Raw genomic sequence first — 26869 nt, forward strand, 5'->3', positions numbered from 1 at the left:
CCAGGCAACCGGAATTCGATCGCACCCGTTGTCCGCGACTTAGAGCCAGGCAACCGGAATTCGATCGCACCCGTTGTCCGCGACTTAGAGAAACGCTTGTCCGCGACTTGCTGAAATGACTGTCCCGATCTAGCGAAATCCGCAGAGTGTCGAGAGTGGAACGGCAATGGCAAGGTCTGAGGACGCCGGTTGTTCGGCGCCGGGTTGACGGGCCGTTTGCCTGTCGGGTCCTACCAGAGCCTGGCTTTTCGCCGTTGGAAGTGACGCTGTCGCAAGCGCAGAGGAGGCTGATAATCGTTCGAACGCGACGGACCGGTTAAACTTGCGGCCGCAAAGGAGGTCGAACTCACCCACGCTCGTAGTGTCGTGGAGACATTGTATTCCGGAAGCGGCTTCACGTCGGCCGGAACATGCAAAGTCTTGCCATTCGGGAAGATCTCGACCAATTCCTGGCGCGACATGCGCGGTCACGCGCGCACTAGCCCCACATCGGAGATGGACGAAAGGGCGCGCCCGATGTGGGATGGTAACCAACGCCGCCGACCTGCATCTGCAATGCCGCCAGTTTGGTGTCCCTTGGAGGAAGAAGTGCATCGCGGTGCCGAGCGTATGCTGGCCGTTTTTGGCGACACCGGAAATGCGCGAACGTCCGCGGAGCATGTTGTCGGTGGTCGGCGACCGGTAGGCGGAGACGACATCTATGTAGTATGTCGCGCCGTTGGGCAGATAGCCTTCCCAGACGAGATCAAGCAGACGAGCAAACATGCGGGCCGGCTCGTTGCGGCGCCTTGAAGTGTCTGAAGGAGTTGCGGGGCGGCGGCATTGGGATGCGAGTGCCGAGGATTTGCCGGGCAATCGCTTCGCGTACCGGGGCAAACACTGCGCATGGCCGACCCAAGCGCTAGGCCGACCTAAGCGCCGGCCGGCAAATGAGGTTCCTTCTGCCGGACCCGGTCTTGCCGGCCGGCGCACAGATGAGGCCAGACCGGCCGACGGCACATCGCGCCGCCGGAGACGCACCACGATCCCGATTGAGGGCGGTATACAACCGAGACGGGACGTATTCTCCTAAGCGCGCCGGCGATAAGCGACGTACATTCCCAGCAGCCAGATAACTGACATGACGATATGGGCGATATTGGCTCCCATAGCACCTAATTGTGGGATAAAAATCAATGCCGTGGCGTAGAATCCGACAACCGCGACGAGTACGCTCGAGAGGATCTTGTTCTCCTCACCCATCGCCAGAAGCGCCGAACGAAAGACGGCCCCGACCAGCGTAAGGGTTACTGCAATGGACTGAACCATCACAAGGGGTGCGGCGCCGGCGAATTGTGGCCCCGCCGTCCATTTCAACACCGGTTCAATGCCAAGGTAGAAACCGATGATCATCGCGACGCCAAATGCAAGAAGTAGCCATTGCGTCTGCGACACCGCGCGACGGAACTCGGAATGGACGCCTGAGACCCACACACGAGCGAGCTCAGGATAGAGGACGGCCTGGACCTGCACCCCAGCCTGTTGTGCAAGTCGGCCGAGACGCTTGGCGATATGAAACATTCCGGCTGAAGTCGGATCGGCGAGATAGCCAACAAGCAGCGTGTCGAGCTCATTGGCGCTGGCGCGAATGGTAAGCGACACATTCGCCGAGATCGCGAAACGCCACAGCCCGGGAAAGCGCGTTCGGAGCCGCGCCAGCGAGACCGATGCCAGCCCGGAAAGCAGGCCTTCGCGTTTGAGGGCAAGGAGACAAAAGGCAACCAGCGAGATGGAGTTCAAGATCTGTGTGGCCATCCAGATCAATGCGAACTCGAAGAGTCCCGCCCCGGCAATATAGCCGAGAAAACAAAGGGCGACACGCAAGAGGCTGGATATTACCTGGCCATAGGCAAGTGACGCGTACCTACCGAACAGCCTGAGGACGGCGGTCGGCATGCCGGAAATCTGGAAAGGCAGGACAAAGCAATAGACAAAAGCCAATCCCTTGATTTGCTCCGAAACGCCCATGAAAGGAGCAGCGAAAAGAACCAGCATGATCGCTATGAGGCAGGCTGCGATTGCAGCTGCCACATCAAGCAGCAACCCGAACTTCAGGATTGCTCGCAGATCACCGTCGCGCCCGGCCTCCTTCGCTTCGGCTCCGAACTTGATGAGCGGCTGCCAGGACTGAAAGCTGACAAGTCGCTCGACCGCTCGGGTGAAGGCAAAGCATAGCGCCAAGGTGCCGTAGTCGGCCGGGCCGAGCGCCCGTGCGGTCAAAGCGAAACCGGCGAGCCCTACTATTGAGCCAAGGAAGTTGCCGGCCAGCAGATGCGCAACCGCCTGCAGCCTATCCTTTAGGCTCCTTTCTTTACTTAAGACTTCTTTGAACGCCTGCCTGGCGCGTCGGAGTTTCTTGCGGATGGTCACGCGCGTTCCAGAGTGCAATACCAGCCATGCTGGCGAGCGACAAAAATTTTCGGTAAGCCGTTAGCAGTAATCCGCTAGGATATTCACAAATGCAATAATCTATAAATTCGTAGTTGTACTATGGTGTCATCAGGCGCCGAAATCATGAGATCATTCTCCAGAGTAGCGCGGCATCCGAATATATACTCGCAGTGATGCGATTTGGAGCATCGTGACAGCGCCTATAAATGTACCCGCGCGATCAAGTCGAGCGCAAGTCGAGGCCTGAATGGGAAACCAGGTCTTTTGCACCCGGTGAAAGCCGTAATCGACATAGTTGGAGAATACGCTCCGCCTGTTTCGCGCTTAGATAATCCATAAACCCATGCGCTTTTCCTCGACGCATGCGCAGGCTTTCGTCATCGCTGCGGTCGTAATCGTGAGCGGGTATTCCCTCAACGCGCTCGCGGCTTTGCATCGCATCAAACTGCGCCGCACGCACCGCCTTTTCGAGGTTGACGTCATCGACCGTGCAACCTAGAAACTGAAGAACGTTGCGCGTGTGGCGGCTTGGATCTGCAGAAAGGTCCTCGTAGCTGAGAATATGGTGCCTCCGGCGCTGCAAGCCGCTCGCCCAGCCGTTAAGGTAATCTATCAGGCTAGGAGCACCTTGGATGGCATCTTCAATAAACGCGTCAATATTACCGTCGAAGCGATGCTTGTGTCGCGTCGCATGAAAGTAGGCTGATACCAGCACGTCGCGAGGGTCCCTGATCATCAAGATTGCTGGACGCATGAGGAAATGGCTCGTTCGGTACTCGAGATGGCTGACCAAGATTTTCGGGATCTGACCATTTTCGAAGCGAAATGCGGGAATGCCTCTTATCCCATCGAGATCATAGTTGGGGATAATCGAAAACATGTTGTGAAGATTTACGGCTTCGCCTTCGCCGGCGACCCCAGCGAAGTATTGAGACAGGAGGAAGCGAAACCAAGTCCTTCCTGATTTCGGGTAGGAAATCAGAAAAGCGTCCGCCGATATCGCATGAGAGGTTAGGCTCATACGCTTGCGTATTCGCCTGGCAACACGCTTCAGAATGCTGCTCATCCGCATCCCCCTGATCGCGCGCTGAAGACCGTCCCCGCAGCGGCTAAAACAGAATGTACTTCAACAGCGATCGGGAATCTAGCTGCGGTTCTAGAATTGAATGCGACGGGAAATCACAACGGAATGGCTATGCGACGATCGGTCAGCTCGGAGACCAGGGCTGGACCGTCACGGGCGCCGAAAAGCTGCCGCCCCGACAAGCAGGAAAAGACACCAGAGGGCAACAAAGCAAATGGACCGCTCAAGTAACGCTCGTTTGTTCGGTGGCATAGATCATTCTTGTCATTTGAGGCTTGCTTGCGCAGCCTGCTCTGTATGTTGCCGGGCTGAGCGCGGCATCGGTTGAGAAAATACGACCGTGACAACAGAAAATCCAGACAGTCGCTTCAGTTCGGCTTTCGCACGACGACGAGCTTCGCCTTGAGGATCTGCACGACCTCGTTGCGCTGGTTGATCGTCTGGCTGACGACGACGGCGATGCCGCGGTCGGGTTTCGAGCGCGAGGGAATGATCTCGACCACCTCGCTTTCGACATGCAGGGTATCGCCGGGCCGCGTCGGGGCCGGCCAAGTGATGTCTCCGCCCGCGCCGATGAGGCCACCGGCGAAAGGCAGGCCGGTCTCCACGTTCAGCCGCATCGTGATCGCCGCCGTGTGCCACCCGCTTGCGGCCAGGCCCTTGAAGAGCGTGTCACTGGCGGCCGCCTCGTCCAGATGAAACGGCTGCGGGTCGAACTGTGCGGCAAAAGTCTTGATCTGCGCCTCGTCGACCGTATGCGTCGCGCTGGTAAAGCGCTGTCCGACGTGAAGATCCTCCAGATAGAGACTACCCGGTCTGGAACCTTGCATGGGCCTTCCTCCCTCCATCGTATCTTCAAATTAGTGTGCGCCACCCGCGCCGGCGCCGCCGAGTTGGATCTTTCGGGTAAAGAGCAGCGCGATGGCTGCAAGCGCCAGCACGATCCCGATCACCGCGAAGGTATCACTGAAACCGAGGATCAGCGCCTGCCGGCGAACCGTAGCACCGATCACGGCGATCGCCTTGTGCTGTGCGACGGCGGCATCGGTGACGCCATGCGCCATGAAATGCCGCGTCAGATCGCCGATCCGGTCGCGGACTTCGTCGCGATAGACAGTCACCGACTGGCCGATGATGTTCGAGTGAAACTGCTCACGCTTGGTCAGCACCGTCGCAAGAGTGGCCGTGCCGACGGCGCCGCCGAGATTGCGCAGCATGTTCGACAGGCCCGAGGCGGCTGCCGCATCGCTTGGAGCGATACGGGCGGTGGTGATCACCGTGATCGGCGTCAGCACCAGCGCCTGACCGATGGCGCGTACGATATTCGGGATGAAGAACTGGTCGCCGGCACTGTCCAGCGACAGCGTCGTGTTCATGAAACAGCTGGCCCCGAAGATGCTTATGCCGACGAAACCGATGTAGCGCACGTCGAACCGCTTCATCAGCGCCGGCACGAGCGGGATGATGAGAAGCTGCGGCAGCCCGGTCCAGGCAAGCACGAGGCCAATCTGCTCGGCATTGTAGCGCTGCACCTGGCCGAGATACTGCGGCAGGATGTAGACCGTGCCGAACAGGGCGACGCCGACAAGCACGTTGACGAGAACGCCGACCCCGAAATTGCGCTGCTTGAGCAGGCGTAATTGCACCAGTGGCTTTTCGACCTTGAGCTCTATGATGATGAAGGCGATCAGGAACACGGCCGCCGTCAAAGCGAGCTTGACGATGAACGGCGATTGGAACCAGTCGTCCTTGTTGCCTTCCTCCAAAACCGTCTGTAGCGCCGAAAGGCCGATGGCCATGGTAATAATGCCGGCCCAATCGCCCTCCTTGAGCAGGGACAATTGCATCGGCTTCTTCTCAAGGGTGAAGTAGAGCGCAATTACCATCACCAGGCTCGGCGGGGCGTTGACGAAGAAGATCGACTGCCAGCCATAATTCTCGGTGAGATAGCCGCCGATCGTCGGGCCAATCGCCGGGGCGAAGGTGACCGAGAGCGCAAACAGCGCCAGGCCGAGCGGCTGCTGCGCTTTGGGCAGGCGGGTCAACACCATGGTGAAGGCCATCGGAATGAGCACGCCGCCGGCAAAACCCTGCAGACCGCGCAGCGCAATCATCGAGCCTAGATCATGGGCAAACGCACAGGCCGCCGAAAACAGCGGAAACAGGATGGCGTTCGTCAGCATATAGCGCCGGAACGAGAAGACGCGGCTCAAATAGTCGGTGAGCGGGATCACGACGATTTCGCCGATGAGATACGAGGTCGATATCCAGGCGCCGTTGTCGACGCCGGTACCGATGCCGCCTTCGATATCGAGCAGCGAGGCGTTGGTAATCTGGATGTTGAGGATCGCCATGAAGGCGCCGATCAGGCCTGCAAGAACGGAAATCCAGGCCGTCGTACTTGCCTTGTCGGGCGACGTTGCTGCGGGCTCACGCACGCCGGGTGAAAACATGGGCATCGTGGTGGTGGACATTGCATCCTCCTGCCAGCCCTCAAAGCTGGGAACGGCGCCTGAGCGTCCTTCAGTTTATGCTTGCCGACACGGCGGCCACCGCCGTTCCTGCGGTTCGGGTGTCGATCGTCGGGTAGACGGACATGCCGGGCCGCAGCACCACGTCGAGCGGACTGTCGCGATTGATCACGATCTTGACGGGGATGCGCTGCACCACCTTGGTGAAGTTTCCCGTCGCATTGTCGGGCGGCAGCAGCGCAAATTCCTGGCCGCTTGCCGGCGAGATGCTGTCGACGTGGCCCTCGAAGACCTGGCCCGGGAAGGTGTCCACCTCTATCGCCACGGTCTGGCCGGGAACGACATCGGCAAGCTGTGTTTCCTTGTAGTTGGCAACGATGTAGGCCGCGTGCGTGGGAACGACTGCCATCAGCTGCGTTCCGGCCTGCACATATTGGCCGACGCGCAAGGTGCGGTTGCCGATCACGCCGTCGATCGGTGCTGCGAGCGCGGTGTAGGATAGGTTGAGCTCGGCCTGATGCTCGGCCGCTTTCGCGCTGTCGAGCGCGGCCTTTGCCTGTGCGACTTCGGCTTTGATCACGTCGAGCTGCTTGACCGCGCTTGCGAGCGCTGCCGTGTCGCGCGTCACCGCGGCCCTTGCAGCGGCAATGCGTGAGGCCGCCTGTTGCGCGTTCTGCAGGGTGCCGAAGCCTTGCCTTGCGAGCTCCGAATAGCGCCTGTCGTCCTGCTCGGCGAATGTCTGATCCGCCTTGTCGGCCTCGACCGTCGCCTTGGCCGAATCGATCACGGATTGCTGTGCGATGAGAGCCGATTGCTTGTTTGCGATATTGGCCTCGGCGGCTTCGACGCCGGCCCTGGTCTGTTCGAGGCTGACCGTGAAGTCGCGATCGTCGATGCGGGCGAGAACCTGTCCGGCCTTGACCTGCTGGTTGTCGGTGACCAGTACCTCGGCGATATGGCCCGAGACCTTCGGGGCAATGGTCGTGCTATCGGCCTTCACATAGGCGTCGTCGGTCGACACCTCGAAGCGACCCGTCGTCCAGTAAGCCCAACCGAAATCGGTGGCGCCGGCGACGGCGGCGATGGCAACGGATGCGAAAAGCACATTGCGAAGCCAGCGCCTGCGGGTTCCGATAGCGTTCGTGGCGTTCACAGTCGGGATGACAGGCAGCGTCCGCTGTGCCTCCACGCCGGGCACGGACTCCATCGGTTCCACGGGCTGGGCATTTTCGATGCTGAATGACTGCTGGCTCATTTCCGGTTCCTTTCACCGGTGCGGCGCGCGTCGAAATGAACGGTTGGCCAAATAAGGAAACGTTATACTTTCCAAAATATTCGCGCCGCCGATTGCTGTCAAACGAATTTGGAAAGTTTGGCCGTTCCATAATCTGAGCTGTCACCCAGGTAACATGATTACGAGGCGTTCGGGATCGACGGCGCCCGCGCCATCTTCAGTTGGCCGAACATGACCGCTATCTCAATGCGGCTACCGGGGCGCATATTCCGCGTGAACCTCACGACTCGGTTCTGAGGTATTGTCACGCCGAGCCCTTAAAGCCCGGCCTGTCGCATCTCGCTTGCCAGAAACTCGGTGAAGGCCTTCACCTTCGGCAGCAACAGCCGATTGGTAGGATAGACCGCGTAGATGCCGCGTTCGGCGAGCTTGTGACCAGGCAGCACCTGGCAGAGCTTGCCCTCGGCAAGCAACGGCGTGGCGATGAAGGAGGGCAACACGCCAATGCCGATGCCCGCCTGAATCATTTCGCTGAGCATCAGGCTGTTGTCGGCGACGAAACGTGCCGGCAGGTCGATCATGACGGCGCCGTCAGGCCCTTCCAGCCTCCAGCTGCCGGGCTGGTCGGCCAGGCGATAGGTGAGGCAATGGTGACTCTTGAGATCGGCAACGGTCGCGGGCGTGCCATTGTCTGCGAGATAGGCCGGGGCGGCGCAGATGACTTGGCCAATGTCGCCGAGCCGCCGGGCGATCAGCGATGAATCCGTCAGAGCCGCGCGCACCCGGATGGAAACGTCAAAGCCTTCCGAAACGACGTCGAGCACGTGGTCGTCGAGCGTCATGTCGACCTTCAATTGCGGATGAAGTGTCATGAAGCGCGCGAGCATCGGCGCAAGCACGGTCAATCCGAAGGAGAGAGGCGCATTGAGCCGGAGCCGGCCGTTGATCTCGCCTGCCTCGCCGGAGGTGGTGCGCTCCAGATGATCGAGCTCGTCGAGAAGCCGGCAGCATTCGGAAAAATAGGCGCGTCCGTTTTCCGACAGGCTCATGCGCCGGGTCGTGCGCACGATGAGCACGGCCCCGAGCCGTTCTTCCAGTTGCCGGACCTGCTTGCTGATCGACGCGTTCGACTGTCCTAGCTCCTCCGCCGCCTTGTTGAAGCTCTGAAGTTCGATGACGCGCCGGAACGAACGCATGGCGGAAAGCAGATCCATATTTTCTCCAAAGTAAATTATGTTTTCAATTCATCGCTGATTATGCGCTGCAGCGCCAGCAATAAGGTGAGCCCAGCTTCCTGATGTCGTTGGAAGATCAGAAAAAGGAGTTCATCATGTTCAACACCGCAGTCCTGGAGCGTGTCTTGATCGCTTCTCTTGTCGTCAGCCTCGTCGGCGGCGCGGCCTTCGCGCAGGAGGTCGGCAAGAGCCCGTGGGGGCCGAAGGACGAGATCGGGCGCCTCAACCTCATCACGCCGGAATCCCGGGCCGCCATTTTGTCGCGGATCGAGGGAAGCAAGTCCTACGACCTCGCGGTCGAGTATTTCATCGGCATGCCCAGCTGGGAGGCGGCCGGCGACCCACCCTACCAGATGTGGATGACGCACACGCCGAATGGCACTCTGGTCTCCGATCCGATGAAGGTCGGCAAGGAGATGAACGCCCATGTCAGCTACACCGGCTCGGCGGTTTCGATGTATGCGCACATGGGCACGCACATCGACGCGCTCAATCACTTCGGCCTGAACAGCAAGATCTGGAATGGCTATGCCGCCGCCGACCACCTTGGAGATCAGGGCTGGACGGTCACCGGCGCCGAAAAACTGCCGCCGATCGTCGCGCGCGGCGTGATGATCGACGTCGCGGCAGCCAAAGGCATGCAGATGCTGCCCGACAACTACCGGATCACGCGCAAGGATCTCGAAGACGCGCTGAAAAGCCAGGGCGTGACGCTGGCGGAGGGCGATGTCGCCTTGATCCGCACGGGTCGCATGCAGAACTACGAAGACAAGTCCGCCTATACGAGCAACCCTCCCGGCCTCAGCATCGACGCGGCACAGTTCCTCGTCGAGGACGGCGGCGCCATGGTGGTGGGCGCCGATAACCTGAGCTTCGAAGCCTTCCCGGCCGAAACGGGAAACAACTACATTCCCGTTCATACCTACCTGCTCGCGCAGCAAGGCGCTCCGATCATCGAGCTCATCAATCTCGAACAACTGTCCAAGGACAGGGTCTACGAGTTCGCCTTCGTTGGTGCGTCCTTGAAGTTCCGCGGCGGCGACGCAGCTCCGATCCGGCCGGTCGCCTTCCCGTTGCGATAGGCAGATGCCGTTAGGCCATAATCGGCTGACCCGTGTGCCGCGGGATTGCCCCCGCGGCACTCGCCGTTTCCGCAACAAACACCGCCCGATATCCCTGCCGTATTGCGACGTCCGTACACGAAAAATCTTGACATTGCACACAAATGCACGAAATTGCACGACCGCATGACAGCCATTATCAATGGAGGGCGCATGAGCATTGCACACCGAATTCAAGTGGAAGACGTCACTATTCTCTCGGATGATTGGTACGTCCTGAAGAAGACCACCTTTTCCTTTCTGCGCGGCGACGGGAGCTGGCAGCGGCAATCACGGGAAACCTACGATCGCGGCAACGGCGCGACGATCCTGCTCTACGATCCGGTCCGCCGCACCGTGATCCTGACCCGACAGTTTCGCTACCCAGCCTTTGTTAACGGCCATGACGATCTGCTCGTCGAGGCCCCGGCGGGACTGCTCGACAACGCCGAACCGGAAGCGCGCATCCGCGCGGAAACGGAGGAGGAGACGGGCTTTCGCGTGCACGACGTGCGACAGGTGTTCGACGCCTTCATGAGCCCAGGCTCGGTGACCGAGCGCCTGCATTTCTTCGTTGGCGAGTACCAGCCCGGCGACCGCACATCGCAAGGCGGCGGCAACAAAGACGAAGGCGAGGATATCGCAGTTCTCGAACTTGGCATAGACGAGGCGCTTGCCATGATCCGCTCTGGCGCCATCCGCGATGGCAAGACGATCATGCTTCTGCAGTACGCCGCCTTGAACCTGTTCTCCAGCTCAATGCCCATTGGGGTCCCGGCAGGCTGAAGCGATGGCGGTCGCCCGAACCGGCGGTCGGGACACCTCCCAGTAACCGACTACCTTGCCCTTGCCCTTGCAGCAGCGTCTGCGGATATCCATGCCGCTCCTGTCTGACGGTGGTGGAAACCATTGGAAAACGGCCTGTTTGGGTAAACGCCACCAAGATCCGCCTGTGCTTCACGTGGTGAGCATCGCCCGGCGATGACATCGTCGAAGATGCGGGCCACGGCCGCCATGTCGCAATCCTGCGGCGACAGCCGAATGCGGGAAACGCCGCCGGCGGCAAGCTCCGGCAGTTCCTGCAGCAGCGCCTGGCAGGTGTGCGACATGGTCTGTACGCCGTTCAGCGCCAGAAAAGGCTGGCTGTCGAGGGTCTCGACGGTCAGGCCGTCAGGGTCTTCGCCGCAGATGAACTGGCAATTGTCCTTGATCAGCCCCTTGGAGCGGGCATGGGCGCAACGCGCCGAAATCGCCAGCGGTACGCGGCCGAACGCGAAGACCTCGAAGTCGACCCCCGGACTTTCCTCGATAATGCCGCGCACCGACGTCATCGGCAGTTCAGGCGGCAGACAGATGCTCGTCGCGCCCCTCGACCCCAAGAGCCGGGCGGTCGCGCCGTTATAGACGTTGACCAGCGGCCCGATCGAATGCGGCTTGCCGGCAAGCAGGTGCAGCGCGGATAGGTCATTGACCTCGATCGGATGGGCGCTGTCACGCACAAGCCCGCGCACCAACTGGCTTTCACGTTCCAGCGTCACCAGCGCGAGCGAGGCGAGGCTTACTTGCTTGCCGGCATTCTCCAGCCGTTCGATGACCTCGCCGACAAAGGGCTCGATGAAATGCAGCCGCTTCGAGCAGACGGCCTCGCCGATCGTGACGTGGGCGATCGGCGCTTCGTCGGCAATGCGGAAATAAAAATCGCGCCATTTGGGGCCATCCCAGAGATAGTAGACCGGGCCGAGGCTCAGGACGGGCTTGGATGGGCTTGTCGATATGGTCATGGGCCGATTACCTCCAGCGCTTTTCGTAGGCGCCTGTTGTCGTCTTCTGGCCTTCGCTGAGCGCCTTCAGCCGCGACACCAATGCGGGCCGCTCGGTGGCGCTGGCGGTCAGTGCCCGCCGCATCACTGACACGACCTCGGCGACATAGGCTTTGCCGCGCTGCCGGCCCTCGATCTTCAGCGCGCTGACGCCGGCGCTGCGCAGGGCATCGATATGGTCCATGACGTCGAGTGAAACCGGGTCCTCGAAGGCGTAGCCGCGGTCCTCCGCAATGTCGAAGCGCCCCTTGCAGAGCGTCGGATAGCCAGCGGCTTCGCCCGCCGGGAAGCGGTTGATAGTGTAATCGCCGAGCTCAGACACCAGCTCGCGTCCGTCCTGGCGATAGCGCACGTGGCTTGCGGGCGAGCAGACACCGTTCATGTTGGGCGACTTGCCGGTGGCGTAGGAAGAAAGCGAACAGCGCCCCTCGGCCATGACACAGAGGCCGCCGAAGGCAAAGACCTCGATCTCGCAATCGATCTGTTTGGCAAGGCGAGCGATGTCGGCGATCGTCAGGGTGCGCGGCAACACAACGCGTTTTGCCGCGAAGGTCTCGACGAGGAAGCGCACGGCGTCGGCATTCGAGGCCGAGGCCTGGACGGAAACGTGCAGCCGCTGCTGCGGATGGCGTTCCACCGTATAAGCCATCAGGCCGAAATCGGCGAGGATGACGGCATCGGCACCAAGCGCCACGGCGTCATCCACCGCCTGATGCCACAGCGTCTCCTGGCCGGCGCGCATGAAGGTGTTGATCGCAACGAAGGTCATCACCCTGCGCTGTTTGGCATAGCCAATTGCCGTTCGGAGTTCGTCGCGTGAGAAGTTCAACCCCGGAAAATTGCGGGCGTTCGTCTCGTCGCGAAAGCCGCAATAGACCGCGTCGGCGCCGGCATCGACGGCTTCGCGGAAGGCAGCGGGTGTGCCGGCGGGGCAGATCAGTTCCATTGGGGAGCCTCCTCCTTGAGAACGCGGCCAAGCGCCCGTTCGCGGATCTGTTCTCCCGCGCGACGCACGAGCGGCGCCAGCGGTCCGGCCATCTCAGCGAGATCGCTTGGAAGGTCGATCTCGCAATCGTCGAGTGCGTTGCGCAGCGCCAGCATCGCCTCCATGTCGCCGCTGACGGCAAGATCGCGCGAGAAGAACACGGCGTCGCCGTCGATGCGGCCCTCGAGCAGCGCCAAGAGCAGTACGAGCTCGCCTTCCATGCAGGCATCGGAAACCGGCGCGCGCTCCTTGCGATGTACGGAGATGCGCGGCACGGCCGGTTCGACAAGGAAGCCGATCGGCAGGTCAGACGGCTGGAAGGCGTAGCGCTTGGCTGCATGATCCGCGAGACGGTCGAAGAGGCCCGGATGGCTCGCGATCACGCGGGCAAAGACGCGCTGCACCACGCTTTCGATGGCGATGATGGGAACGAAGCTAAGGGGGGCGGTGATCGCGAGCGGAAGTGTCATTTGCTACCTGTGGAGCGTCGGAATCGAACGATGCGGCGCATGCTAGTCGCCTGCTGCCGGTCGTTGTTTGCGCCACGTCAAAGACAAGGACCATTCGCCGCCACAAACAGGCTCCATGAACAGGACCTTTCGCCCGTCAAAGGGCTTTGCAACGCTTCAGGATTTTATCGACGCGCTCGAGCGCGAAGGCGATTTGAAGCGGATTTCGCGACCGGTTTCGCTGGTGCATGAGGTGACCGAAATCCACCGCCGCGTGCTTGCCGCCGACGGGCCGGCGCTTCTCTTCGAGCGGCCGGTCGATGCGACAGGCGCCGCACAACCGATCCCGCTTCTGACCAATCTCTTCGGGTCGGAACGCCGGATCGAGCGTGGTTTCGGCCTGGCGCCGGGCGGGCTCGATGCGCTTGCGGGTGAACTTGCGGAGCTGCGCGATCCGAGAGCGCCGCAGTCGCTGCGCGACGCCTGGGATCGGCTGCCTCTGCTCCGATCGGCGATGTATATGCGGCCACGAAAGGTAACGCGTGCGCTGTGTCAGGAGGTCGTCTGGCGCGATCAGGAAATCGACCTTGGGCGCCTGCCGGTTCAATGGTGCTGGCCGGGAGAGCCGGCGCCGCTGATTACCTGGCCACTGGTGATCACGCGCGCGCCGGATGATCCGTTCGATGTCAATGTCGGGATCTATCGCATGCAGGTGCTGGGGCCCGATCGCGCCATCGTGCGCTGGCTCGCCCACCGCGGCGGCGCCCGCCACCAGCGTCTCTGGCAACGCCTGGGTCAGGACATGCCGATCGCGGTCGTCATCGGTGCCGACCCAGCGACGATCCTTTCTGCGGTCATGCCGCTGCCGGACGGACTGAGCGAGCTGAATTTCTCAGGCCTGCTTCGACGCGGCAGGACGCAACTCGTGAAGGCGAAGACCGTGCCACTTTCAGTGCCGGCCAATGCGGAGATCGTGATCGAGGGTACGGTCTCGGCGAGCGAGACCGCGGAGGAGGGCCCCTATGGCGACCATACCGGCTATTACAATTCGGTGGAGCCGTTCCCGGTCATGCGTCTGTCGGCGATCACCATGCGTCGGAATCCGCTCTATCTTTCCACCTATACCGGCCGACCGCCGGACGAGCCTTCGCGGCTCGGAGAGGCGATGAACAGGCTGTTCGTGCCACTGGTTCGCAAGCAGTTTCCGGAGATATCCGATCTCTGGTTGCCGCCGGAGGCCTGCTCCTACAGAGCCATGGTCGTCGCGATCGACAAGCGTTATCCCGGTCAGGCCAAGCGCGTGATGATGGGGCTTTGGTCTGTCTTGCCGCAGTTCAGCTACACCAAGCTGATCATCGCCGTCGACCCGGATATCGACGTGCGCAACTGGTCCGACGTAATGTGGGCTCTTGCGACCCGCTTCGATGCCAGCCGCGACGTGACCGTGATCGAGGGCACGCCGATCGACTATCTCGACTTCGCGTCGCCACGCTCCGGCCTCGGTGGCAAGCTCGGGCTCGACGCCACCAACAAGATCGGCGCCGAGACCGACCGTGAATGGGGGCGGGTGCTCGAAATGTCGCCGGAGGTCGTGGGTCAGGTCGATGCGATCTGGGCCGGTCTCGGGCTTGGAGGGCTGACCCGATGAACCGGTTGAAGATCGTCCTCGGTGTCACCGGGGCTTCGGGTGCTGCGATTGCGGTGCGCATCGCGGAGCGGCTCAGCGAAATCGAAAGCGTCGAGCTGCATCTGGTTCTGTCGCCGGCGGCGCACCGCACGCTCGCGCATGAGGTCGGCGCAGGCGCTCTTCCATCCCTGCTGCGTCTGGCCGCGCGGACCTATGACCACGCCGATATCGGCGCGGCGATTGCGAGCGGATCGTTTTCGACGGCCGGCATGATCGTCGCGCCGTGCTCCATGCGCTCACTTGCGGCGATCTCTGCCGGCATGGCCGATAACCTCGTGGTACGGGCAGCCGACGTGCATCTGAAGGAGCGGCGCAGGCTGGTGCTGATGGCACGCGAGACACCGCTGCATCTCGGTCACCTGCGCAATATGTGCACCGTCACGGAAATGGGGGCGATTATCATGCCGCCGGTGCCGGCCTTCTATCATCGGCCTGAGAGCGTCTCGGCCATCGTCGACCATCTGGCGGCCCGAGCGATCGACCTGCTGGCACTGCCGATCACCCCGCAGGCTATGGCCTGGCAGGGTGAGGACCAAAAATCATCGTGATCTAGGAGACGGTGGCCTGAAGCAGCGGATCGGCGCCGAACAGGACCTCGTGACCGCCAAGCAGCAGCCACACGGCAATCGCGACGGTGGCAAAGGCGGCGATGATCATCACGGGATCGGCGCGCAAACGGGTTTCGCCTCGAATGATGGCCGCAAAGGGCCAGACTGACGTGCCCTTCGAGGCCGCTTGCCAGTTGTCACCCAAACGCCGGCGGGCACGCTTTTCAAGCATGAAGAAGCCACCGGCGGAAAACAGTGCGAAACCGCCGAAAAGAACCAGCGCGCGCAAGTCGCCATTGGGCACGATGTGACCGGCGGCCCAGAGCAGGAAGCCCCAGAGCACCGGGTGACGGGTGATCGTTACGATGGCGCCGGGCCGCTCGTTTCCCTGATAGATGGAGATCGACAGCGCGTTTTCGCTGAAGAGGCCAGCCAGCACGAGAAAGATGCCGAGTGGCGCCAGCACGAAGGTTACCCAGGCCTGCCAGGCCGCCGGTTCCCAAAGCGGGATGAAATCGAGCTGAAGGGCCGCGTGAAAGACGAAGCCGAGAGCAAGCACGGAAAGAAGCGAATACACCGCGAAATAGGTCGAGCGACCGAGCCGGTCGATCAGGCCCTGGCGTAACGCCGGCCAGGCCGGCACCAGATGGAGCAGCAGGAAGACGGCGAAGGCGAGGAGAAAATAGGTCATATCGGTTGTCTCACGCATGGCGCCAGAGAAGCAGGCGCTCCGTTGCGACATGGCGGCGAACAGTTTCGAAGAAGCCCCGCAGCATGTAGCCGATCGCATCCCAGCTGAGCGATGGCCTGTTGTCGAGAACCGCCTTCAGCACACGTACCAGCTCGACGGCTGCCCGATCGTCCTGGTCATGCTCGGCGCGCAGCCGTGCGATCAAGGCGTAACGGCCGTCGTCTGCCCGCTGAATTTCGACTGCTGGAAACAGGATCATTTCCTCCAGCGCGTGGACGCGCCTGAGCTTTTCCGGCAGCTCCGTCAGGATCACGCGGCAGCTCGTCAGGTCGATGCGGCGCGGGATGGAATCGGCCAGCGTCTCGAGGCGATCACACAGGGATAAAAGCTCGCGGTAAGCCTGCCCCAGCTCGTGATGTTCTGAAAATTGCTGCTGCATCGATCTGCTCCGTTGAGTGTTGGTTCGAACTACACCCGACGGCAATGATCCTCTTTGACATTTCTCAAAGTCTGCAGATCAGCGATCGAGAAACAGAACGATGGCGATCGCAACGGAGGAGAGGATCGCCGACAGCGTCGCGCCGCGCTGAAGCACGCCCATGCGATAGAGCACGAGGGCGAAGACGATGATGATGGGGGTGGCGACGGAAAGGCCGATCTGTGCGTCTGTCATCGGAAGGCTCCTTTGTTGTCAGCCAATAGCCCCGCCCCCTGCCGGCTTCTTTGCTCAATCGCAAAGACAGGGTGCGCGCTCGCGCCTAGCTCGAACGATGTTTTTTGAACGGAGGCGCTGACATGGATGCCCGCAGTCATCCGATTGCCGCAACGGTGGAAGAGGATACGACGGACGCCTTGCTGCTCTGGGTGCTCGTCTGGAGTGAACTTGCCGCGTTCGGTATTCTGCTTGTCGGCTTCCTGATTGTGGGTCTTCTCCAGCCGGACGCGTTTGCCGCCGCCCGCTCGCATCTCGATCCGCTGCTTGCCGGTATCAACACGCTTGTTCTTTTGACAAGCGGCTGGCAGGCGGCCTTGGCGACGAGGCCGAGTGCATCGCTTAAGCAGCGTCGGCGGGCGCTGGTGAATGCAGCACTTTTCGGCTTCGCCTTCGTGGGGATCAAGCTCTTCGAATATAGCGCCGAGGCCGGCGTTGCCGGCGATCCTCAGTTCGGCTCCTTCTTCGAGCTCTATTTTCTCGTCACGGGCTTCCATCTGCTGCACGTCGTCTTCGGTGCCTTCGTGCTCATCATCGTTGCCTGGCGACCGAAACCCGGCAATGTCGAGCTTATCACCACGCTCTGGCACGTGATCGATCTGGTCTGGATCGTGATGTTCCCGCTCGTCTATCTCGTGTGAGTGCCATGACCGATCGCAATCCCAGACAATTGTTCAAGACCTGGCTGCTGCTTGCCGTAGCCGTGATGTCGGGCATGGCGCTGATGGCGGTCGCCGGGCCGGCCACCCTCGTCATCGTCGTGTTGCTCGGGCTCGCCATCGTCAAAAGCCGGTTCGTCGCGCTCGATTTCATGGGGCTCCGGCAGGCGCCGTCGGCCCTTCGTCTTGGCCTTTTGATCTGGCCCGCAGCACTCGTCCTCGTCGCTGCAGCGAAGCTGGTCCTGAGCACTGCTTTCATCAGCTGAGGCTAGCCGCGGACTTGTTTGCCGAAACGCAAAGAAGCCGCCGCCGATTTCCCTAGACATGAGGTCGCCCCGATTGTTGCCGGCTGCGCCGCACGGGGAGGGATCAGATCAGCCGGCCGCACTCTCAGCGGCCAACTGAAATCGAAAGGACCACGTGATGGCAGAACGCCTCACCAAAACCGGGGCCCGTAACGTCTTTTACGGCGGGTCCTTCTTTTTCTTCGCAATCTTCGTCGGGCTGACCGCCCACAGCCACTATTACATGCGGACGACTTCGACGGATGAGTCGACGCTGACCGATGCGGTCGCCCGCGGCAAACACGTCTGGGAAAAGAACTCCTGTATCAACTGCCACACGCTTCTCGGCGAGGGCGCCTATTTCGCGCCTGAGCTCGGCAACGTCTGGAAGCGATTCGGCGGCGAGGCCGATCCGGATGGCGCCCGCGATACGCTTAAGGCCTGGATGGCTGCCCAGCCGACCGGCATCGAGGGACGGCGGCAGATGCCGCAGTTCAATCTCACCGAACAGGAACTCAACGACCTCGCTGACTTCCTCGAATGGACGAGCCGCATCAAGACCCAGAACTGGCCGCCGAACGAGGCAGGTTAAGCGAACCGAGTGGAGTGTGACACCATGAAATACCAAACCCAAAAGGTCGCGATGCTCTATTTCTACGGAGCGCTTGGCCTGTTTCTCGCCCAGGTGCTGTTCGGCGTGCTTGCCGGCACCATCTACGTCCTGCCCAACACGCTCTCCGAGCTGCTGCCCTTCAACATCGTGCGCATGGTCCACACCAACGCGCTGATCGTCTGGCTGCTCATGGGCTTCATGGGCGCGACCTACTACCTGCTGCCGGAAGAGGCAGAAACCGAGCTCTACAGCACGAAGATCGCCATCGCGCAGTTCTGGATCTTCCTGATCGCCGCTGCCATTGCCGTCGTCGGCTACCTCATGCACATCCACGAGGGGCGTGAGTTCCTCGAGCAGCCCTTCGCGATTAAGGTCGGTATCGTCATCGTCGCGCTGATGTTCCTCTACAACATCACGCTGACGGTGTTGAAAGGCCGCAAGACGACCGTCACCAACATCCTGATCTTCGGGCTTTGGGGTGTCGCGATCTTCTTCCTCTTCGCTTTCTACAATCCGATCAACCTGGCGCTCGACAAGATGTACTGGTGGTACGTCGTCCATCTCTGGGTCGAAGGCGTCTGGGAACTGATCATGGCATCGGTGCTCGCCTTCCTGATGATCAAGCTCAACGGCATCGACCGTGAGGTCGTCGAAAAATGGCTCTATGTCATCGTCGGCCTGGCGCTCTTCTCCGGCATCCTCGGCACGGGCCACCACTACTACTGGATCGGCGCGCCGGGCTACTGGCAGTGGATCGGTTCGCTGTTCTCGACGCTGGAAGTGGCCCCCTTCTTCACCATGGTGGTCTTCACCTTCGTGATGACCTGGAAGGCCGGCCGCAAGCATCCGAACCGCGCAGCCCTCCTCTGGTCGATCGGCTGCTCGGTCATGGCCTTCTTCGGCGCTGGCGTCTGGGGCTTCCTGCACACGCTGTCTTCGGTGAACTACTATACCCACGGCACCCAGGTGACCGCGGCCCATGGACACCTCGCCTTCTTCGGCGCCTACGTGATGCTGAACCTCGCGGTCATGGCCTATGCCATCCCGGAGATCCGCGGCCGTGCGCCGTATAACCAGTGGCTGTCGATGGTGAGCTTCTGGATCATGTGCACCGCCATGTCGGTCATGACCTTCGCGCTGACCTTTGCCGGTGTTCTCCAGGCGCATCTGCAGCGCGTGCTCGGCGAAAGCTACATGGACGTCCAGGACCAGCTGGCGCTGTTCTACTGGATCCGCCTCGGTTCCGGTGCCGTCGTCCTGATCTCGGCGCTGATGTTCATCTGGGCCGTTCTGGTGCCCGGGCGCGAGCGCAGCGAGAACCTCGCCGGTGTCGTCCAACCCGCTGAATAACCGACCAGCCGGCGCGGCTCGCCGCGCCGGCATCTCCCCAAGAATTCCAAGCATGGAGACTTGCCATGAGCCCTGTCCAATCTGCCGTCAGTCGCGCGGCGCTCGATATCCCCGCCTATAGCCCCTCCGGCAATGAATGCGCGTTGTTCGAAAGCGCCTGGGTGCGCCAGCTGCCGCTGCTCTTGAAGGGACCAACAGGATGCGGCAAGACCCGCTTCGTCAGCCACATGGCAGCGAAGCTCGGCCTGCCGCTTTCGACCGTTTCCTGCCATGACGATCTGGCTGCCGCCGACCTTACCGGTCGCTATCTGCTCAAGGGTGGCGACACCGTCTGGGTCGACGGCCCCCTGACCCGGGCCGTGCGCAACGGCGGCGTCTGCTATCTCGACGAGATCGTGGAAGCCCGGAAGGACGTGGCCGTCGTCCTGCATCCACTGACCGACGACCGCCGCATGTTACCGCTTGAACGGACCGGCGAACTGCTCGAAGCACCGTCGAGCTTCATGCTGATCGTGTCCTACAATCCCGGCTACCAGAACCTTTTGAAGAGCCTGAAGCCGAGCACCCGTCAGCGCTTCGTGGCGATCGAGTTCGATTTCCTGCCGCGCAACGCCGAGATTTCAGTCGTTTCGCAAGAGAGCGGACTGCTGGAGAGCCAGGTGGCGCCGCTCGTCAACCTCGCGCAGCGCCTGCGCGCTCTGAAAGGGCATGATCTCGAAGAAGGCGTGTCGACCCGGCTGCTCGTCTATTGCGCCTCGCTGATTGATGCCGGAATGCCGGTGAAGGATGCGGTGCGGGCCGCGATGATCGAGCCTCTGACCGACGAACCGGATGTGCGCTCAGCACTTCTCGAAGTGGCCGGTTCTCTGATCGCCTGAGGTGAGCCATGCTTGATTTCCTCGAGCTCGAAGAAACCGTCGGACGAGCCTGGCACCGTTTCGTCGGCAACACCAGAACCTGGCGGCGTTATCCGGAGGAGGCGGTGAAGCTCGCCGACATGCTGCCGGTGCTCGGCGTTTGCTTTCGCGGACATGGCGGCGAGCCAGCGGTGCAGATCGTGCCCGCCCGCGGGCGCACGTCGACCCATCGCTTGCGGTGGCGGCAGCGCATGGGACTTGGCGAAGAGAAACTCGTCCAGCCGGCGCGCGACCACGCGTCCTTGATGCTGCCGGGCGAGATCGACATTTTTCCGACGAAAGACCTGAACCGGGATCTCTATCACTGGCTCGTCGCCTATATGGCGACGATGCCGGTCGACCCCGTCAGCGAGACCGATCCGCTCCGTCGTGACCTGGCGCTGATATCGCGCGCGCTGGAGACGGTCGAGGACGTCTTCCAACGGTTCCCAGGCCTTAGGCGGCGCTATCGGCGTCTGGCCGAGGCGACCCTTGCCGAGCGGAAGCGGGGCGCTCTGCCGTCGATCGAGCAGCATCTTGAAAACCGCATCCTGCGGCTGTTGCGCAGGGCCACAGGCGAGGCAGATACGACGCTGCCGGTGATCTTCCCACATCGTGCGCCGCCCGGCTACCTGCCGATGCTGCCGATGCCGCTATGGCCGGACACGCTGTTGCGGGGCGAAACCACGACCGTGCGTGACGAAGATGTGGCCGCGACAGCGGGCACCCAGAGTGAGGGTGTCGAGGTTGAGCGCCACGTGGCGGTGCGCGAAAACCCGGAGAACCGCAAGGGCGAACGCAGCCCGTTCATCCTCAATCGCTTCGAGAAGATCCTGGCCATGGCCGAGATGGTCAACGTCGACCGTCCCGGCGACGACAGCGACGACCACGACAGCAAGGCTGCCGAGGAACTCGACGACATGACGCTCGGCGAGCGCAAGGGACGGCCCTCGGCGCGATTCCGCTTCGATCTCGATCTGCCGCCGGAAGCCGTCGATCCGACGCCGCTGACGGCCGAGCTGACCTATCCCGAATGGAACTACCGGACCGGTCAGTACCTCAAGGACCATTGCCGCGTGCTGGCGATGCCGGCTTCCGCCCAGGAAGAGCGGAGCGAACTGACCGAGGAAAGCCGGAGCTTGATCCGCCGGGTGCGGCGCCAGTTCGAAGTGCTGCGCCCGCGGCACGAGATGCTGCGTGCACAACTTGACGGCGCCGATCTCGATCTCGACGCGGTCGTGCGTGCCCGCACCGATCTCGCCGCCGGCGGCCAGGGCAGCGACCGCATCCATCTGATGAGTCGGCCGCAGGTGCATGACCTGGCGGTGACGATCCTCGTCGACGTGTCGCTGTCGACCGATTCCTGGTCAGACAACCGGCGGGTGCTCGACGTGGAAAAAGAAGCTTTGCTCATCCTTGCGCACGGGCTGTCGGCCTGCGGCGACAACCACTCGATCCTGACCTTCACCTCAAGGCGGCGTGACTGGGTGCGGGTGGAAACCGTGAAGGCCTTCAACGAGGCTATGGGGCCGCTGGTCGAAGCGCGCATTGCCGCACTAAAGCCCGGCTACTATACCCGCATCGGTGCCGCGATCCGGCATGCCTCGGCCGAGCTTCGTCGGCAGCCGAACCGCAAGAAGCTCTTGCTTGTTCTGACCGATGGCAAGCCCAACGATATCGATCACTACGAGGGGCGTTTTGCGCTCGAGGACAGCCGTCGCGCGGTCACGGAGGCACGGCGCAGTGGCATAAACACCTTCGCTGTCACGGTCGACCGGGAGGCGAAGTCCTACGTGCCCGCCATGTTCGGCCAGAACGGCTATTCCGTAGTCGGCAACATCTCGCGGCTGCCGGCGGCACTGCCGGCGATCTACCGCAATCTGGTGGGGTAGGGCGGTCCCCAAGTCGAGAGAGAAGCAAGAGGCCCGGCAACCGCCGGGCCTCTTTGATTCAACGGAAGCCGTTTGCCAGCCGCGCGTGCGCCGTTTCGCGGCCATTCGGGACGGATTTGCCGATCCGCTCGCGGCTATTCTCGGGGGAGGAGGCTGGGTCTCGATGCTCGGAAAAAGCCGGGCATGACGTGTTGGATGGGCAGTTTTGCCAAAGTGTATCGCTGAGCTGCCAGCGATGGCTGCCGGCGACAAGCTTGGAAACGGCTCGTTTTCAGTGAGCGCAGTTGCCGCAAACTTCGTCATCGTCACCCTTGAGGCGAGGATCCAAGGCGCATCCGAACGTATTTCGTGGCACAAAACAACGAAGTGCTCGGGTCGTGCCCGAGCATGACGGAAGAGACGGATGACGCTTTGCCGGCGTGATTGCGCCGGGAAGGCTCGCAATATCAAACCTTCCCGGCGATCAGCGCACTCAAGCCGCCTTGCTGTGCACCCTCTGGGGCTCGTCGATATAGGCATCGAAGGCCGCCGCCACCGCGCGGATGACGAAGCGGTGCTCGGGATGCACAGTGATGACGCCATCAGCGATATCGATCACGCTATCCTTTCGCAGTTCGGCCAGTTTGCTATTGCTGTCGACGAACGATTGCCAGTCCCGGCCATGCGCTGCGGCGATTGCGGACATATCCGCGCTGAAATCGCACATCAGCCGCTCGATGATCGCGGCGCGCAAACGGTCCTCGTCGGTCAGTCGGTAGCCCTTGGTGGTTGCGAGCCGTCCCGATGCGATGCGGCTTGCATAGACGCCGGGGGGCACCTCGTTCTGGACATAACCGTCGCGCGAGCGGCCGATTGCCGAGGCGCCGAAACCGATCAGCGTTTCGCAAGTGTCGGTCGTATAGCCCTGGAAGTTGCGGCGGAGCTGCCCAGCCTCCTGGGCGGTGACGAGATCGTCGTCAGGAAGCGCAAAATGATCGAGGCCGATCTGGCGGTAGCCGGCTTTGACCAACGCTTCGCTGATCGCCATCGCCTGTTCGGCGCGGGCGGCACTGTCGGGCAGCGCGTTCTCGTCGATCATGCGCTGGTGCTTCTTGAAGCTCGGCACATGGGCGTAACCGAAAACCGCGAACCGTTCCGGTCGCATCGCCGCGGCCGCTTCGACCGTCTCGACGCAGGAGCGCACCGTCTGATGCGGCAGGCCGTAGATCAGGTCGAAATTGATGCCACCGATGCCCGCGCCGCGCAGATGGTCGACGGCTTCGGCCGTCTGCTTCTCGCTCTGGATGCGGTTGATCGCCTTCTGCACGACGGGATCGAAGCTCTGCACGCCGAGGCTGGCACGCCTAACGCCGCCTTCGCCGAGTGCCTCGGCCATGGCAAGCGTCAGCCGGCGCGGATCGATCTCGACGGCGACATTGGCCGATGGTGACAGCGCGAAGCGCTCGCCCATCAACGTCATCAGCGCAAGGAATTCACTTGGCTCGATGATCGTCGGCGTGCCGCCGCCAAAATGTACCTCCGAGACCGGAAGCGGCTGGCCAATGGTATCGGCGACCATGCGGATCTCGTCTCGGAGTACATCGAGATAGTCGAGGATCGGGTCGTCCTTCTTGGTGATCGTCGTGTGGCAGCCACAGTACCAGCACATGGAACGACAGAAGGGGATGTGCAGGTAGAGCGACACGTTCTGCCCCTCGGGGATCGCCTTCAGCCAGTCGCCGTAGGTGTGATCGTCGACATCAGCGGCAAAGCGCGGTGCAGTCGGGTAACTCGTGTAGCGCGGCAGGCGCATTTCACCGTATTTCAGGAGCGCGGAAGCTAACATTTCGTCCTCATCTGGGTGGCGATGGATACAGCTTTTGTAGGCCGCGCCGGCAGGCACCTCTTTGCGAAAAGTCAAGGATGGGGTTGGTCGAGGCCAAAGCGAGATTTGTTTGCGCTTCGACAAAATGTCGCGGCGGCGCTGTCGCTAGGTTGCGGAAATCCGGGGCGTGTGCGCCGGCGCTTCCCGGATCATCATCAAACCACGGCGCTCAGAAGCGGACAACCATGACCATTGCAGAGACCGACAAGCCCTTTATCGATGTGCGGACGATCCCGCCGGTAGAACGCCATCCGAAAATCTTCGGCATGTTGAACGCGCTTGCCGAGGGTGGCGCCTTCATCATCGTTAACGACCACGATCCGCGTCCACTGCACTACCAGCTGGAAACCCGCTATCCGGGCGAATTCACCTGGGAATACCTCGAGCAGGGGCCGGAGGTATGGCGAGTCGAGATCGGTCGGCAACAGTCCTCCGGCTGTGACTGCTGCTGCGGCGGGCACTGAGCCCCTGGTGTCCTTCAAGAGCGGGGTGAGAAAAAGCGTGCGTCATTTTCCGCTCTCATCCCGCTCCCACTTAGCAGAATCGATCACGCTTGTTCGGCTCGACCAGAGCCATCGTGATCCAAGGGTTGAACCACCATGTTCGCAGCCACGCTATCCCGCTGGACCATGTCCTATTTCGCGGCCGCGCTGATTTTCCTCGTCCTTGGCGAGACCATGATGGTTCTCGGCTTTGGTTATCCGGTCTTAGCCCTTGAGGCGCCTGAAACGCTGGCGCTCGTCCATATTGTCGCTCTCGGTTGGCTAAGCCTGCTGATGACCGGCGCATTGCTGCAATTCGTGCCTGTTCTCGTCGGCCAGCCGCTGTCCTTGCCGAGCGTCGCCCTGCCGGCGCTCCTGATACTTATTGGCGGCATCACCACCCTGACCCTCGGCTTCGTCGGTCTTTCCGGTGCGATCGATGTTCCCGTGACGCTGCTTCCTCTTGGCGCCGCTTTCTCGATTGTTGGCTTTTCGGTGCTGGGCTTTTCCTTCGCGGTCACGCTTTGGCATGCACGCCCCCTGCCACTACCGGCCCGCTTCGTCGCGGTCGGCCTTGCCGCTCTCTTCGGCACGATGCTGCTCGGCGGCGTCTATGCTGGCGTGCTCTCGGGCCTGATCGACGCGGCGGGCGCGATCGACCTCACCGTCGATGGTCTCTCGCTTCATGCCTCCCTCGGCCTCTGCGGCTGGTTGAGCTTCACCACCATGGGCGTCAGCTATCGACTTTTGACCATGTTCATGCTGTCGCCAGACAAAGAGCGGACAAGCAGCCGTGTTGTCTTCATGCTTGGTGCCTTTTGCCTCAGCGTTCTGGCGGCCGCAGTGCCCGTCATTCTCGTGGGCACCGTTGGTCGCTCGCCGCTTTTCCTCCTTGCCGTCGGTTCCGGCGCGGCCGTGGTCGCGATCTATGTCGGCGATATCCTGCGTATCTATCGGGAGCGCCGGCGCAAGGCGATCGAACTCAACAGCCGCGCCAGCATCGGCGCCTTCGTGTCACTGGTCGCCGCGGCTATACTCTTCGTCGCGCTGCTCTCGGCCGGCCGCCTTGATGAGGCTATCGGCGCCGTTATTTATCTCGCCACCTTTGGATGGCTGACGGGCATGGGGCTCGCCCAGCTCTACAAGATCGTGCCGTTCATGACCTGGCTCGAATGTTACGGGCCGGCGCTTGGGCGCATGCCGACCCCGAGGGTCCAGGACCTCGTCAGCGAAACGTCCGCCCTTCGCTGGTTCCGGCTCTTTTATCTGACGGTCGCGGTTGGCTCGCTCGCCCTCCTGATCGGCAGCGCGCCTATTTTTCGTTTTGCAAGCCTCGGCCAGTTGATTGCCGTCAATGCGCTCATCCTGGAGTTCGTGCGAACACGGCGACTGATCAACGTTCCGGCCGAACTTCGATTGCCTGATGGACTTGTTCGACCAGGCCTGTTTCTGCCATCTTTTCCTCACGGAGGTTCCCATGAGCCAAGATCCTTATGAACTCGACGTCCGACCGCACTTGCGCGGCGGCAGCGACCCGTTCCAGGCCATCATGAATGCAGTCGACAGCCTGGCGCCGGGCCAGGCGCTGAAGCTGATCGCGACCTTCCGGCCCGTTCCGCTCTTCAGCGTCATGGCGGGTCGCGGCTTCACCCATCAGGACCGCCCGCTCGACAATGGCGACTGGGAGGTTCTGTTTACGCCCGAAGGCGAGGTCGAGGGGATCAGGCTTTCGGTCAGCGAAACGGATCTCGACGCCTGGCCCGACCCGAGCCGCCAGCTCGACCTGACGGAGCTCGATCCGCCGGAGCCTATGGTGCGCATTCTGGCAGCGGCCGAGAAGATGGCCGAAGGCGAGGTTCTGTTCGCCTTGCTCGCGCGCGAACCGCTGTTCCTTTATCCGGAGCTCGCCAAGCGCGGCCACAAATGGGCCGGCAATTTCGATGCGACCGGCGAGACCTACCGGATCCTCATCCGCATCGGTGGGAGGCGCTCCCATGTCGGCGCCTGAAACCCTGGACCTCGAGGCGAGGATCCGCGATGCCTTGCGCATCATCATCGACCCCGAAATGGGCAAGAACGTCGTCGATCTCGGCCTGATCTATGACATCGACGTTCAGGAGGGCGGCATTGCCCGCGTCACCATGACGACGACGATCAAGGGCTGCCCGGCGACCGCCTTCCTCAAGGAAGCGGTGCAGAACTGCGTCTGGTATGTGCCGGGTGTCGAATATGCCGAGGTCCGGCTGACGTACGAGCCGCCGTGGACGCCTGACATGATCGCCGACGGCGCGTTGGAACTTGGCCACGGCAGCATCTTCTAGGACCAGCCTTCTAGAAAAGAAAAGGCGCCGCATCTGCGGCGCCTTTTGCGTTGGGTATCGAC

Annotated in this window: 27 protein-coding genes and 1 pseudogene; 14 read left to right on the forward strand and 14 right to left on the reverse strand. The window is 61.9% G+C overall.

Annotated features, from left to right (window positions below):
* Window positions 1-234 precede the first annotated feature (234 nt).
* The 7 genes and pseudogenes from ASD63_RS33985 to ASD63_RS08765 all read right to left on the reverse strand — a co-directional run.
* A pseudogene (locus ASD63_RS33985) lies at window positions 235-786 on the reverse strand (DUF882 domain-containing protein); the annotation flags it as partial.
* Between the two features lie 282 nt (window positions 787-1068).
* Window positions 1069-2409: an oligosaccharide flippase family protein gene (locus ASD63_RS08740; RefSeq protein WP_060529027.1), complete on the reverse strand. Its 1341-nt coding sequence runs from the start codon at window positions 2407-2409 to the stop codon at window positions 1069-1071.
* 241 nt (window positions 2410-2650) lie between these two features.
* Complete coding sequence (locus ASD63_RS08745) at window positions 2651-3496, reverse strand: sulfotransferase domain-containing protein (protein ID WP_082572824.1); 846 nt, start codon at window positions 3494-3496, stop codon at window positions 2651-2653.
* A gap of 386 nt (window positions 3497-3882) precedes the next feature.
* Window positions 3883-4344, reverse strand: a complete 462-nt coding sequence (locus ASD63_RS08750; protein WP_060529029.1) for a MaoC family dehydratase — start codon at window positions 4342-4344, stop codon at window positions 3883-3885.
* Window positions 4345-4374: 30 nt separating this feature from the next.
* Window positions 4375-5967, reverse strand: a complete 1593-nt coding sequence (locus ASD63_RS08755) for a DHA2 family efflux MFS transporter permease subunit (RefSeq protein WP_156623685.1) — start codon at window positions 5965-5967, stop codon at window positions 4375-4377.
* 70 nt (window positions 5968-6037) lie between these two features.
* Window positions 6038-7240 (reverse strand): HlyD family secretion protein, encoded by a 1203-nt coding sequence (locus ASD63_RS08760; RefSeq protein ID WP_060529031.1) that lies wholly within the window; start codon window positions 7238-7240, stop codon window positions 6038-6040.
* 296 nt (window positions 7241-7536) lie between these two features.
* Entirely contained in the window at window positions 7537-8433 is an 897-nt protein-coding gene (locus ASD63_RS08765; RefSeq protein ID WP_060529032.1) for a LysR family transcriptional regulator, read from the reverse strand.
* A gap of 116 nt (window positions 8434-8549) precedes the next feature.
* Here ASD63_RS08765 and ASD63_RS08770 point away from each other — a divergent pair, with 116 nt between their 5' ends.
* Together ASD63_RS08770 and ASD63_RS08775 are read left to right on the forward strand one after the other, a co-directional pair.
* A complete protein-coding gene (locus ASD63_RS08770) occupies window positions 8550-9536 on the forward strand; it encodes a cyclase family protein (RefSeq protein ID WP_060529093.1) in 987 nt (328 codons plus the stop codon).
* A 192-nt stretch (window positions 9537-9728) separates the two neighbouring features.
* Window positions 9729-10340 carry an NUDIX domain-containing protein gene (locus ASD63_RS08775; protein ID WP_060529033.1) on the forward strand — a complete coding sequence of 204 codons (612 nt, stop codon included), beginning with the start codon at window positions 9729-9731 and terminating at the stop codon, window positions 10338-10340.
* 50 nt (window positions 10341-10390) lie between these two features.
* On the opposite strand, the gene ASD63_RS08780 is transcribed toward ASD63_RS08775, so the two are convergent.
* From ASD63_RS08780 to ASD63_RS08790, 3 genes are read right to left on the reverse strand one after another with little or no spacing between them, the layout of a single operon-like run.
* Window positions 10391-11335, reverse strand: a complete 945-nt coding sequence (locus ASD63_RS08780; RefSeq protein WP_060529034.1) for a U32 family peptidase — start codon at window positions 11333-11335, stop codon at window positions 10391-10393.
* Window positions 11336-11342: 7 nt separating this feature from the next.
* On the reverse strand, window positions 11343-12320 hold the full coding sequence (locus tag ASD63_RS08785) for a peptidase U32 family protein (RefSeq protein ID WP_060529035.1): 978 nt from the start codon (window positions 12318-12320) through the stop codon (window positions 11343-11345).
* Window positions 12311-12829: an SCP2 sterol-binding domain-containing protein gene (locus ASD63_RS08790; RefSeq protein WP_060529036.1), complete on the reverse strand. Its 519-nt coding sequence runs from the start codon at window positions 12827-12829 to the stop codon at window positions 12311-12313. Before ASD63_RS08790 ends, ASD63_RS08785 begins: the two co-directional genes overlap by 10 nt.
* A gap of 115 nt (window positions 12830-12944) precedes the next feature.
* On the opposite strand from ASD63_RS08790, the gene ASD63_RS08795 reads away from it, so the two are divergent.
* Both ASD63_RS08795 and ASD63_RS08800 read left to right on the forward strand, forming a co-directional pair.
* Complete coding sequence (locus ASD63_RS08795; protein WP_060529037.1) at window positions 12945-14456, forward strand: UbiD family decarboxylase; 1512 nt, start codon at window positions 12945-12947, stop codon at window positions 14454-14456.
* On the forward strand, window positions 14453-15043 hold the full coding sequence (locus ASD63_RS08800) for a UbiX family flavin prenyltransferase (protein ID WP_060529038.1): 591 nt from the start codon (window positions 14453-14455) through the stop codon (window positions 15041-15043). Before ASD63_RS08795 ends, ASD63_RS08800 begins: the two co-directional genes overlap by 4 nt.
* A 1-nt stretch (window position 15044) precedes the next feature.
* Here the strand turns inward: ASD63_RS08800 and ASD63_RS08805 are convergent, their stop codons facing one another.
* The 3 genes from ASD63_RS08805 to ASD63_RS35620 form a co-directional block, all read right to left on the reverse strand.
* Entirely contained in the window at window positions 15045-15734 is a 690-nt protein-coding gene (locus ASD63_RS08805) for an NnrU family protein (protein WP_060529094.1), read from the reverse strand.
* A 10-nt stretch (window positions 15735-15744) separates the two neighbouring features.
* The gene (locus ASD63_RS08810) at window positions 15745-16173 is read right to left on the reverse strand and encodes a hemerythrin domain-containing protein (RefSeq protein WP_051659203.1); all 429 of its coding nucleotides are present in this window, start codon (window positions 16171-16173) and stop codon (window positions 15745-15747) included.
* Between the two features lie 78 nt (window positions 16174-16251).
* Window positions 16252-16407, reverse strand: a complete 156-nt coding sequence (locus tag ASD63_RS35620; protein ID WP_089044838.1) for a hypothetical protein — start codon at window positions 16405-16407, stop codon at window positions 16252-16254.
* A 122-nt stretch (window positions 16408-16529) separates the two neighbouring features.
* Between ASD63_RS35620 and ASD63_RS08815 the strand changes: the two genes are divergently transcribed.
* The 6 genes from ASD63_RS08815 (at window position 16530) to ASD63_RS08840 (ending at window position 22140) form a co-directional block, all read left to right on the forward strand.
* Entirely contained in the window at window positions 16530-17087 is a 558-nt protein-coding gene (locus ASD63_RS08815) for a cytochrome c oxidase subunit 3 (RefSeq protein ID WP_089044839.1), read from the forward strand.
* 5 nt (window positions 17088-17092) lie between these two features.
* Window positions 17093-17371 carry a cytochrome C oxidase subunit IV family protein gene (locus ASD63_RS08820; protein ID WP_034790601.1) on the forward strand — a complete coding sequence of 93 codons (279 nt, stop codon included), beginning with the start codon at window positions 17093-17095 and terminating at the stop codon, window positions 17369-17371.
* A gap of 157 nt (window positions 17372-17528) precedes the next feature.
* A complete protein-coding gene (locus tag ASD63_RS08825; protein ID WP_060521133.1) occupies window positions 17529-17981 on the forward strand; it encodes a cytochrome c in 453 nt (150 codons plus the stop codon).
* A gap of 24 nt (window positions 17982-18005) precedes the next feature.
* Complete coding sequence (locus tag ASD63_RS08830) at window positions 18006-19352, forward strand: nitric-oxide reductase large subunit (RefSeq protein WP_060529039.1); 1347 nt, start codon at window positions 18006-18008, stop codon at window positions 19350-19352.
* Window positions 19353-19417: 65 nt separating this feature from the next.
* Entirely contained in the window at window positions 19418-20230 is an 813-nt protein-coding gene (locus ASD63_RS08835; protein ID WP_060521135.1) for a CbbQ/NirQ/NorQ/GpvN family protein, read from the forward strand.
* A gap of 8 nt (window positions 20231-20238) precedes the next feature.
* Window positions 20239-22140, forward strand: a complete 1902-nt coding sequence (locus ASD63_RS08840) for a nitric oxide reductase activation protein NorD (RefSeq protein ID WP_060521136.1) — start codon at window positions 20239-20241, stop codon at window positions 22138-22140.
* Window positions 22141-22612: 472 nt separating this feature from the next.
* Here the strand turns inward: ASD63_RS08840 and hemN are convergent, their stop codons facing one another.
* Window positions 22613-23965, reverse strand: coding sequence for an oxygen-independent coproporphyrinogen III oxidase (gene hemN, locus ASD63_RS08845; RefSeq protein ID WP_060529040.1), 1353 nt, complete (start codon window positions 23963-23965; stop codon window positions 22613-22615).
* A gap of 224 nt (window positions 23966-24189) precedes the next feature.
* On the opposite strand from hemN, the gene ASD63_RS08850 reads away from it, so the two are divergent.
* From ASD63_RS08850 to ASD63_RS08865, 4 genes are all read left to right on the forward strand, one after another.
* A complete protein-coding gene (locus ASD63_RS08850; RefSeq protein ID WP_034790571.1) occupies window positions 24190-24468 on the forward strand; it encodes a DUF2249 domain-containing protein in 279 nt (92 codons plus the stop codon).
* Window positions 24469-24603: 135 nt separating this feature from the next.
* Window positions 24604-25983, forward strand: a complete 1380-nt coding sequence (locus ASD63_RS08855) for a hypothetical protein (RefSeq protein WP_060529041.1) — start codon at window positions 24604-24606, stop codon at window positions 25981-25983.
* Window positions 25964-26494: a DUF2249 domain-containing protein gene (locus tag ASD63_RS08860; RefSeq protein WP_034790568.1), complete on the forward strand. Its 531-nt coding sequence runs from the start codon at window positions 25964-25966 to the stop codon at window positions 26492-26494. The genes ASD63_RS08855 and ASD63_RS08860 overlap by 20 nt, the downstream gene beginning before the upstream one ends.
* Window positions 26481-26807, forward strand: coding sequence for a metal-sulfur cluster assembly factor (locus tag ASD63_RS08865; protein WP_034790566.1), 327 nt, complete (start codon window positions 26481-26483; stop codon window positions 26805-26807). Before ASD63_RS08860 ends, ASD63_RS08865 begins: the two co-directional genes overlap by 14 nt.
* The last annotated feature ends 62 nt before the right edge of the window (window positions 26808-26869 follow it).

The organism is Ensifer sp. Root558, from assembly GCF_001427045.1.
GTDB lineage: Bacteria > Pseudomonadota > Alphaproteobacteria > Rhizobiales > Rhizobiaceae > Ensifer > Ensifer adhaerens.

Coding starts and splice junctions, on each gene's coding strand:
- ASD63_RS08745 (WP_082572824.1), bottom strand. CDS start 3,496: ATGAGCAGCATTCTGAAGCGTGTTGCCAGGCGAATACGCAAGCGTATG.
- ASD63_RS08750 (WP_060529029.1), bottom strand. CDS start 4,344: ATGCAAGGTTCCAGACCGGGTAGTCTCTATCTGGAGGATCTTCACGTC.
- ASD63_RS08755 (WP_156623685.1), bottom strand. CDS start 5,967: ATGTTTTCACCCGGCGTGCGTGAGCCCGCAGCAACGTCGCCCGACAAG.
- ASD63_RS08760 (WP_060529031.1), bottom strand. CDS start 7,240: ATGAGCCAGCAGTCATTCAGCATCGAAAATGCCCAGCCCGTGGAACCG.
- ASD63_RS08765 (WP_060529032.1), bottom strand. CDS start 8,433: ATGGATCTGCTTTCCGCCATGCGTTCGTTCCGGCGCGTCATCGAACTT.
- ASD63_RS08770 (WP_060529093.1), top strand. CDS start 8,550: ATGTTCAACACCGCAGTCCTGGAGCGTGTCTTGATCGCTTCTCTTGTC.
- ASD63_RS08775 (WP_060529033.1), top strand. CDS start 9,729: ATGAGCATTGCACACCGAATTCAAGTGGAAGACGTCACTATTCTCTCG.
- ASD63_RS08780 (WP_060529034.1), bottom strand. CDS start 11,335: ATGACCATATCGACAAGCCCATCCAAGCCCGTCCTGAGCCTCGGCCCG.
- ASD63_RS08785 (WP_060529035.1), bottom strand. CDS start 12,320: ATGGAACTGATCTGCCCCGCCGGCACACCCGCTGCCTTCCGCGAAGCC.
- ASD63_RS08790 (WP_060529036.1), bottom strand. CDS start 12,829: ATGACACTTCCGCTCGCGATCACCGCCCCCCTTAGCTTCGTTCCCATC.
- ASD63_RS08795 (WP_060529037.1), top strand. CDS start 12,945: ATGAACAGGACCTTTCGCCCGTCAAAGGGCTTTGCAACGCTTCAGGAT.
- ASD63_RS08800 (WP_060529038.1), top strand. CDS start 14,453: ATGAACCGGTTGAAGATCGTCCTCGGTGTCACCGGGGCTTCGGGTGCT.
- ASD63_RS08805 (WP_060529094.1), bottom strand. CDS start 15,734: ATGACCTATTTTCTCCTCGCCTTCGCCGTCTTCCTGCTGCTCCATCTG.
- ASD63_RS08810 (WP_051659203.1), bottom strand. CDS start 16,173: ATGCAGCAGCAATTTTCAGAACATCACGAGCTGGGGCAGGCTTACCGC.
- ASD63_RS35620 (WP_089044838.1), bottom strand. CDS start 16,407: ATGACAGACGCACAGATCGGCCTTTCCGTCGCCACCCCCATCATCATC.
- ASD63_RS08815 (WP_089044839.1), top strand. CDS start 16,530: ATGGATGCCCGCAGTCATCCGATTGCCGCAACGGTGGAAGAGGATACG.
- ASD63_RS08820 (WP_034790601.1), top strand. CDS start 17,093: ATGACCGATCGCAATCCCAGACAATTGTTCAAGACCTGGCTGCTGCTT.
- ASD63_RS08825 (WP_060521133.1), top strand. CDS start 17,529: ATGGCAGAACGCCTCACCAAAACCGGGGCCCGTAACGTCTTTTACGGC.
- ASD63_RS08830 (WP_060529039.1), top strand. CDS start 18,006: ATGAAATACCAAACCCAAAAGGTCGCGATGCTCTATTTCTACGGAGCG.
- ASD63_RS08835 (WP_060521135.1), top strand. CDS start 19,418: ATGAGCCCTGTCCAATCTGCCGTCAGTCGCGCGGCGCTCGATATCCCC.
- ASD63_RS08840 (WP_060521136.1), top strand. CDS start 20,239: ATGCTTGATTTCCTCGAGCTCGAAGAAACCGTCGGACGAGCCTGGCAC.
- hemN (WP_060529040.1), bottom strand. CDS start 23,965: ATGTTAGCTTCCGCGCTCCTGAAATACGGTGAAATGCGCCTGCCGCGC.
- ASD63_RS08850 (WP_034790571.1), top strand. CDS start 24,190: ATGACCATTGCAGAGACCGACAAGCCCTTTATCGATGTGCGGACGATC.
- ASD63_RS08855 (WP_060529041.1), top strand. CDS start 24,604: ATGTTCGCAGCCACGCTATCCCGCTGGACCATGTCCTATTTCGCGGCC.
- ASD63_RS08860 (WP_034790568.1), top strand. CDS start 25,964: ATGAGCCAAGATCCTTATGAACTCGACGTCCGACCGCACTTGCGCGGC.
- ASD63_RS08865 (WP_034790566.1), top strand. CDS start 26,481: ATGTCGGCGCCTGAAACCCTGGACCTCGAGGCGAGGATCCGCGATGCC.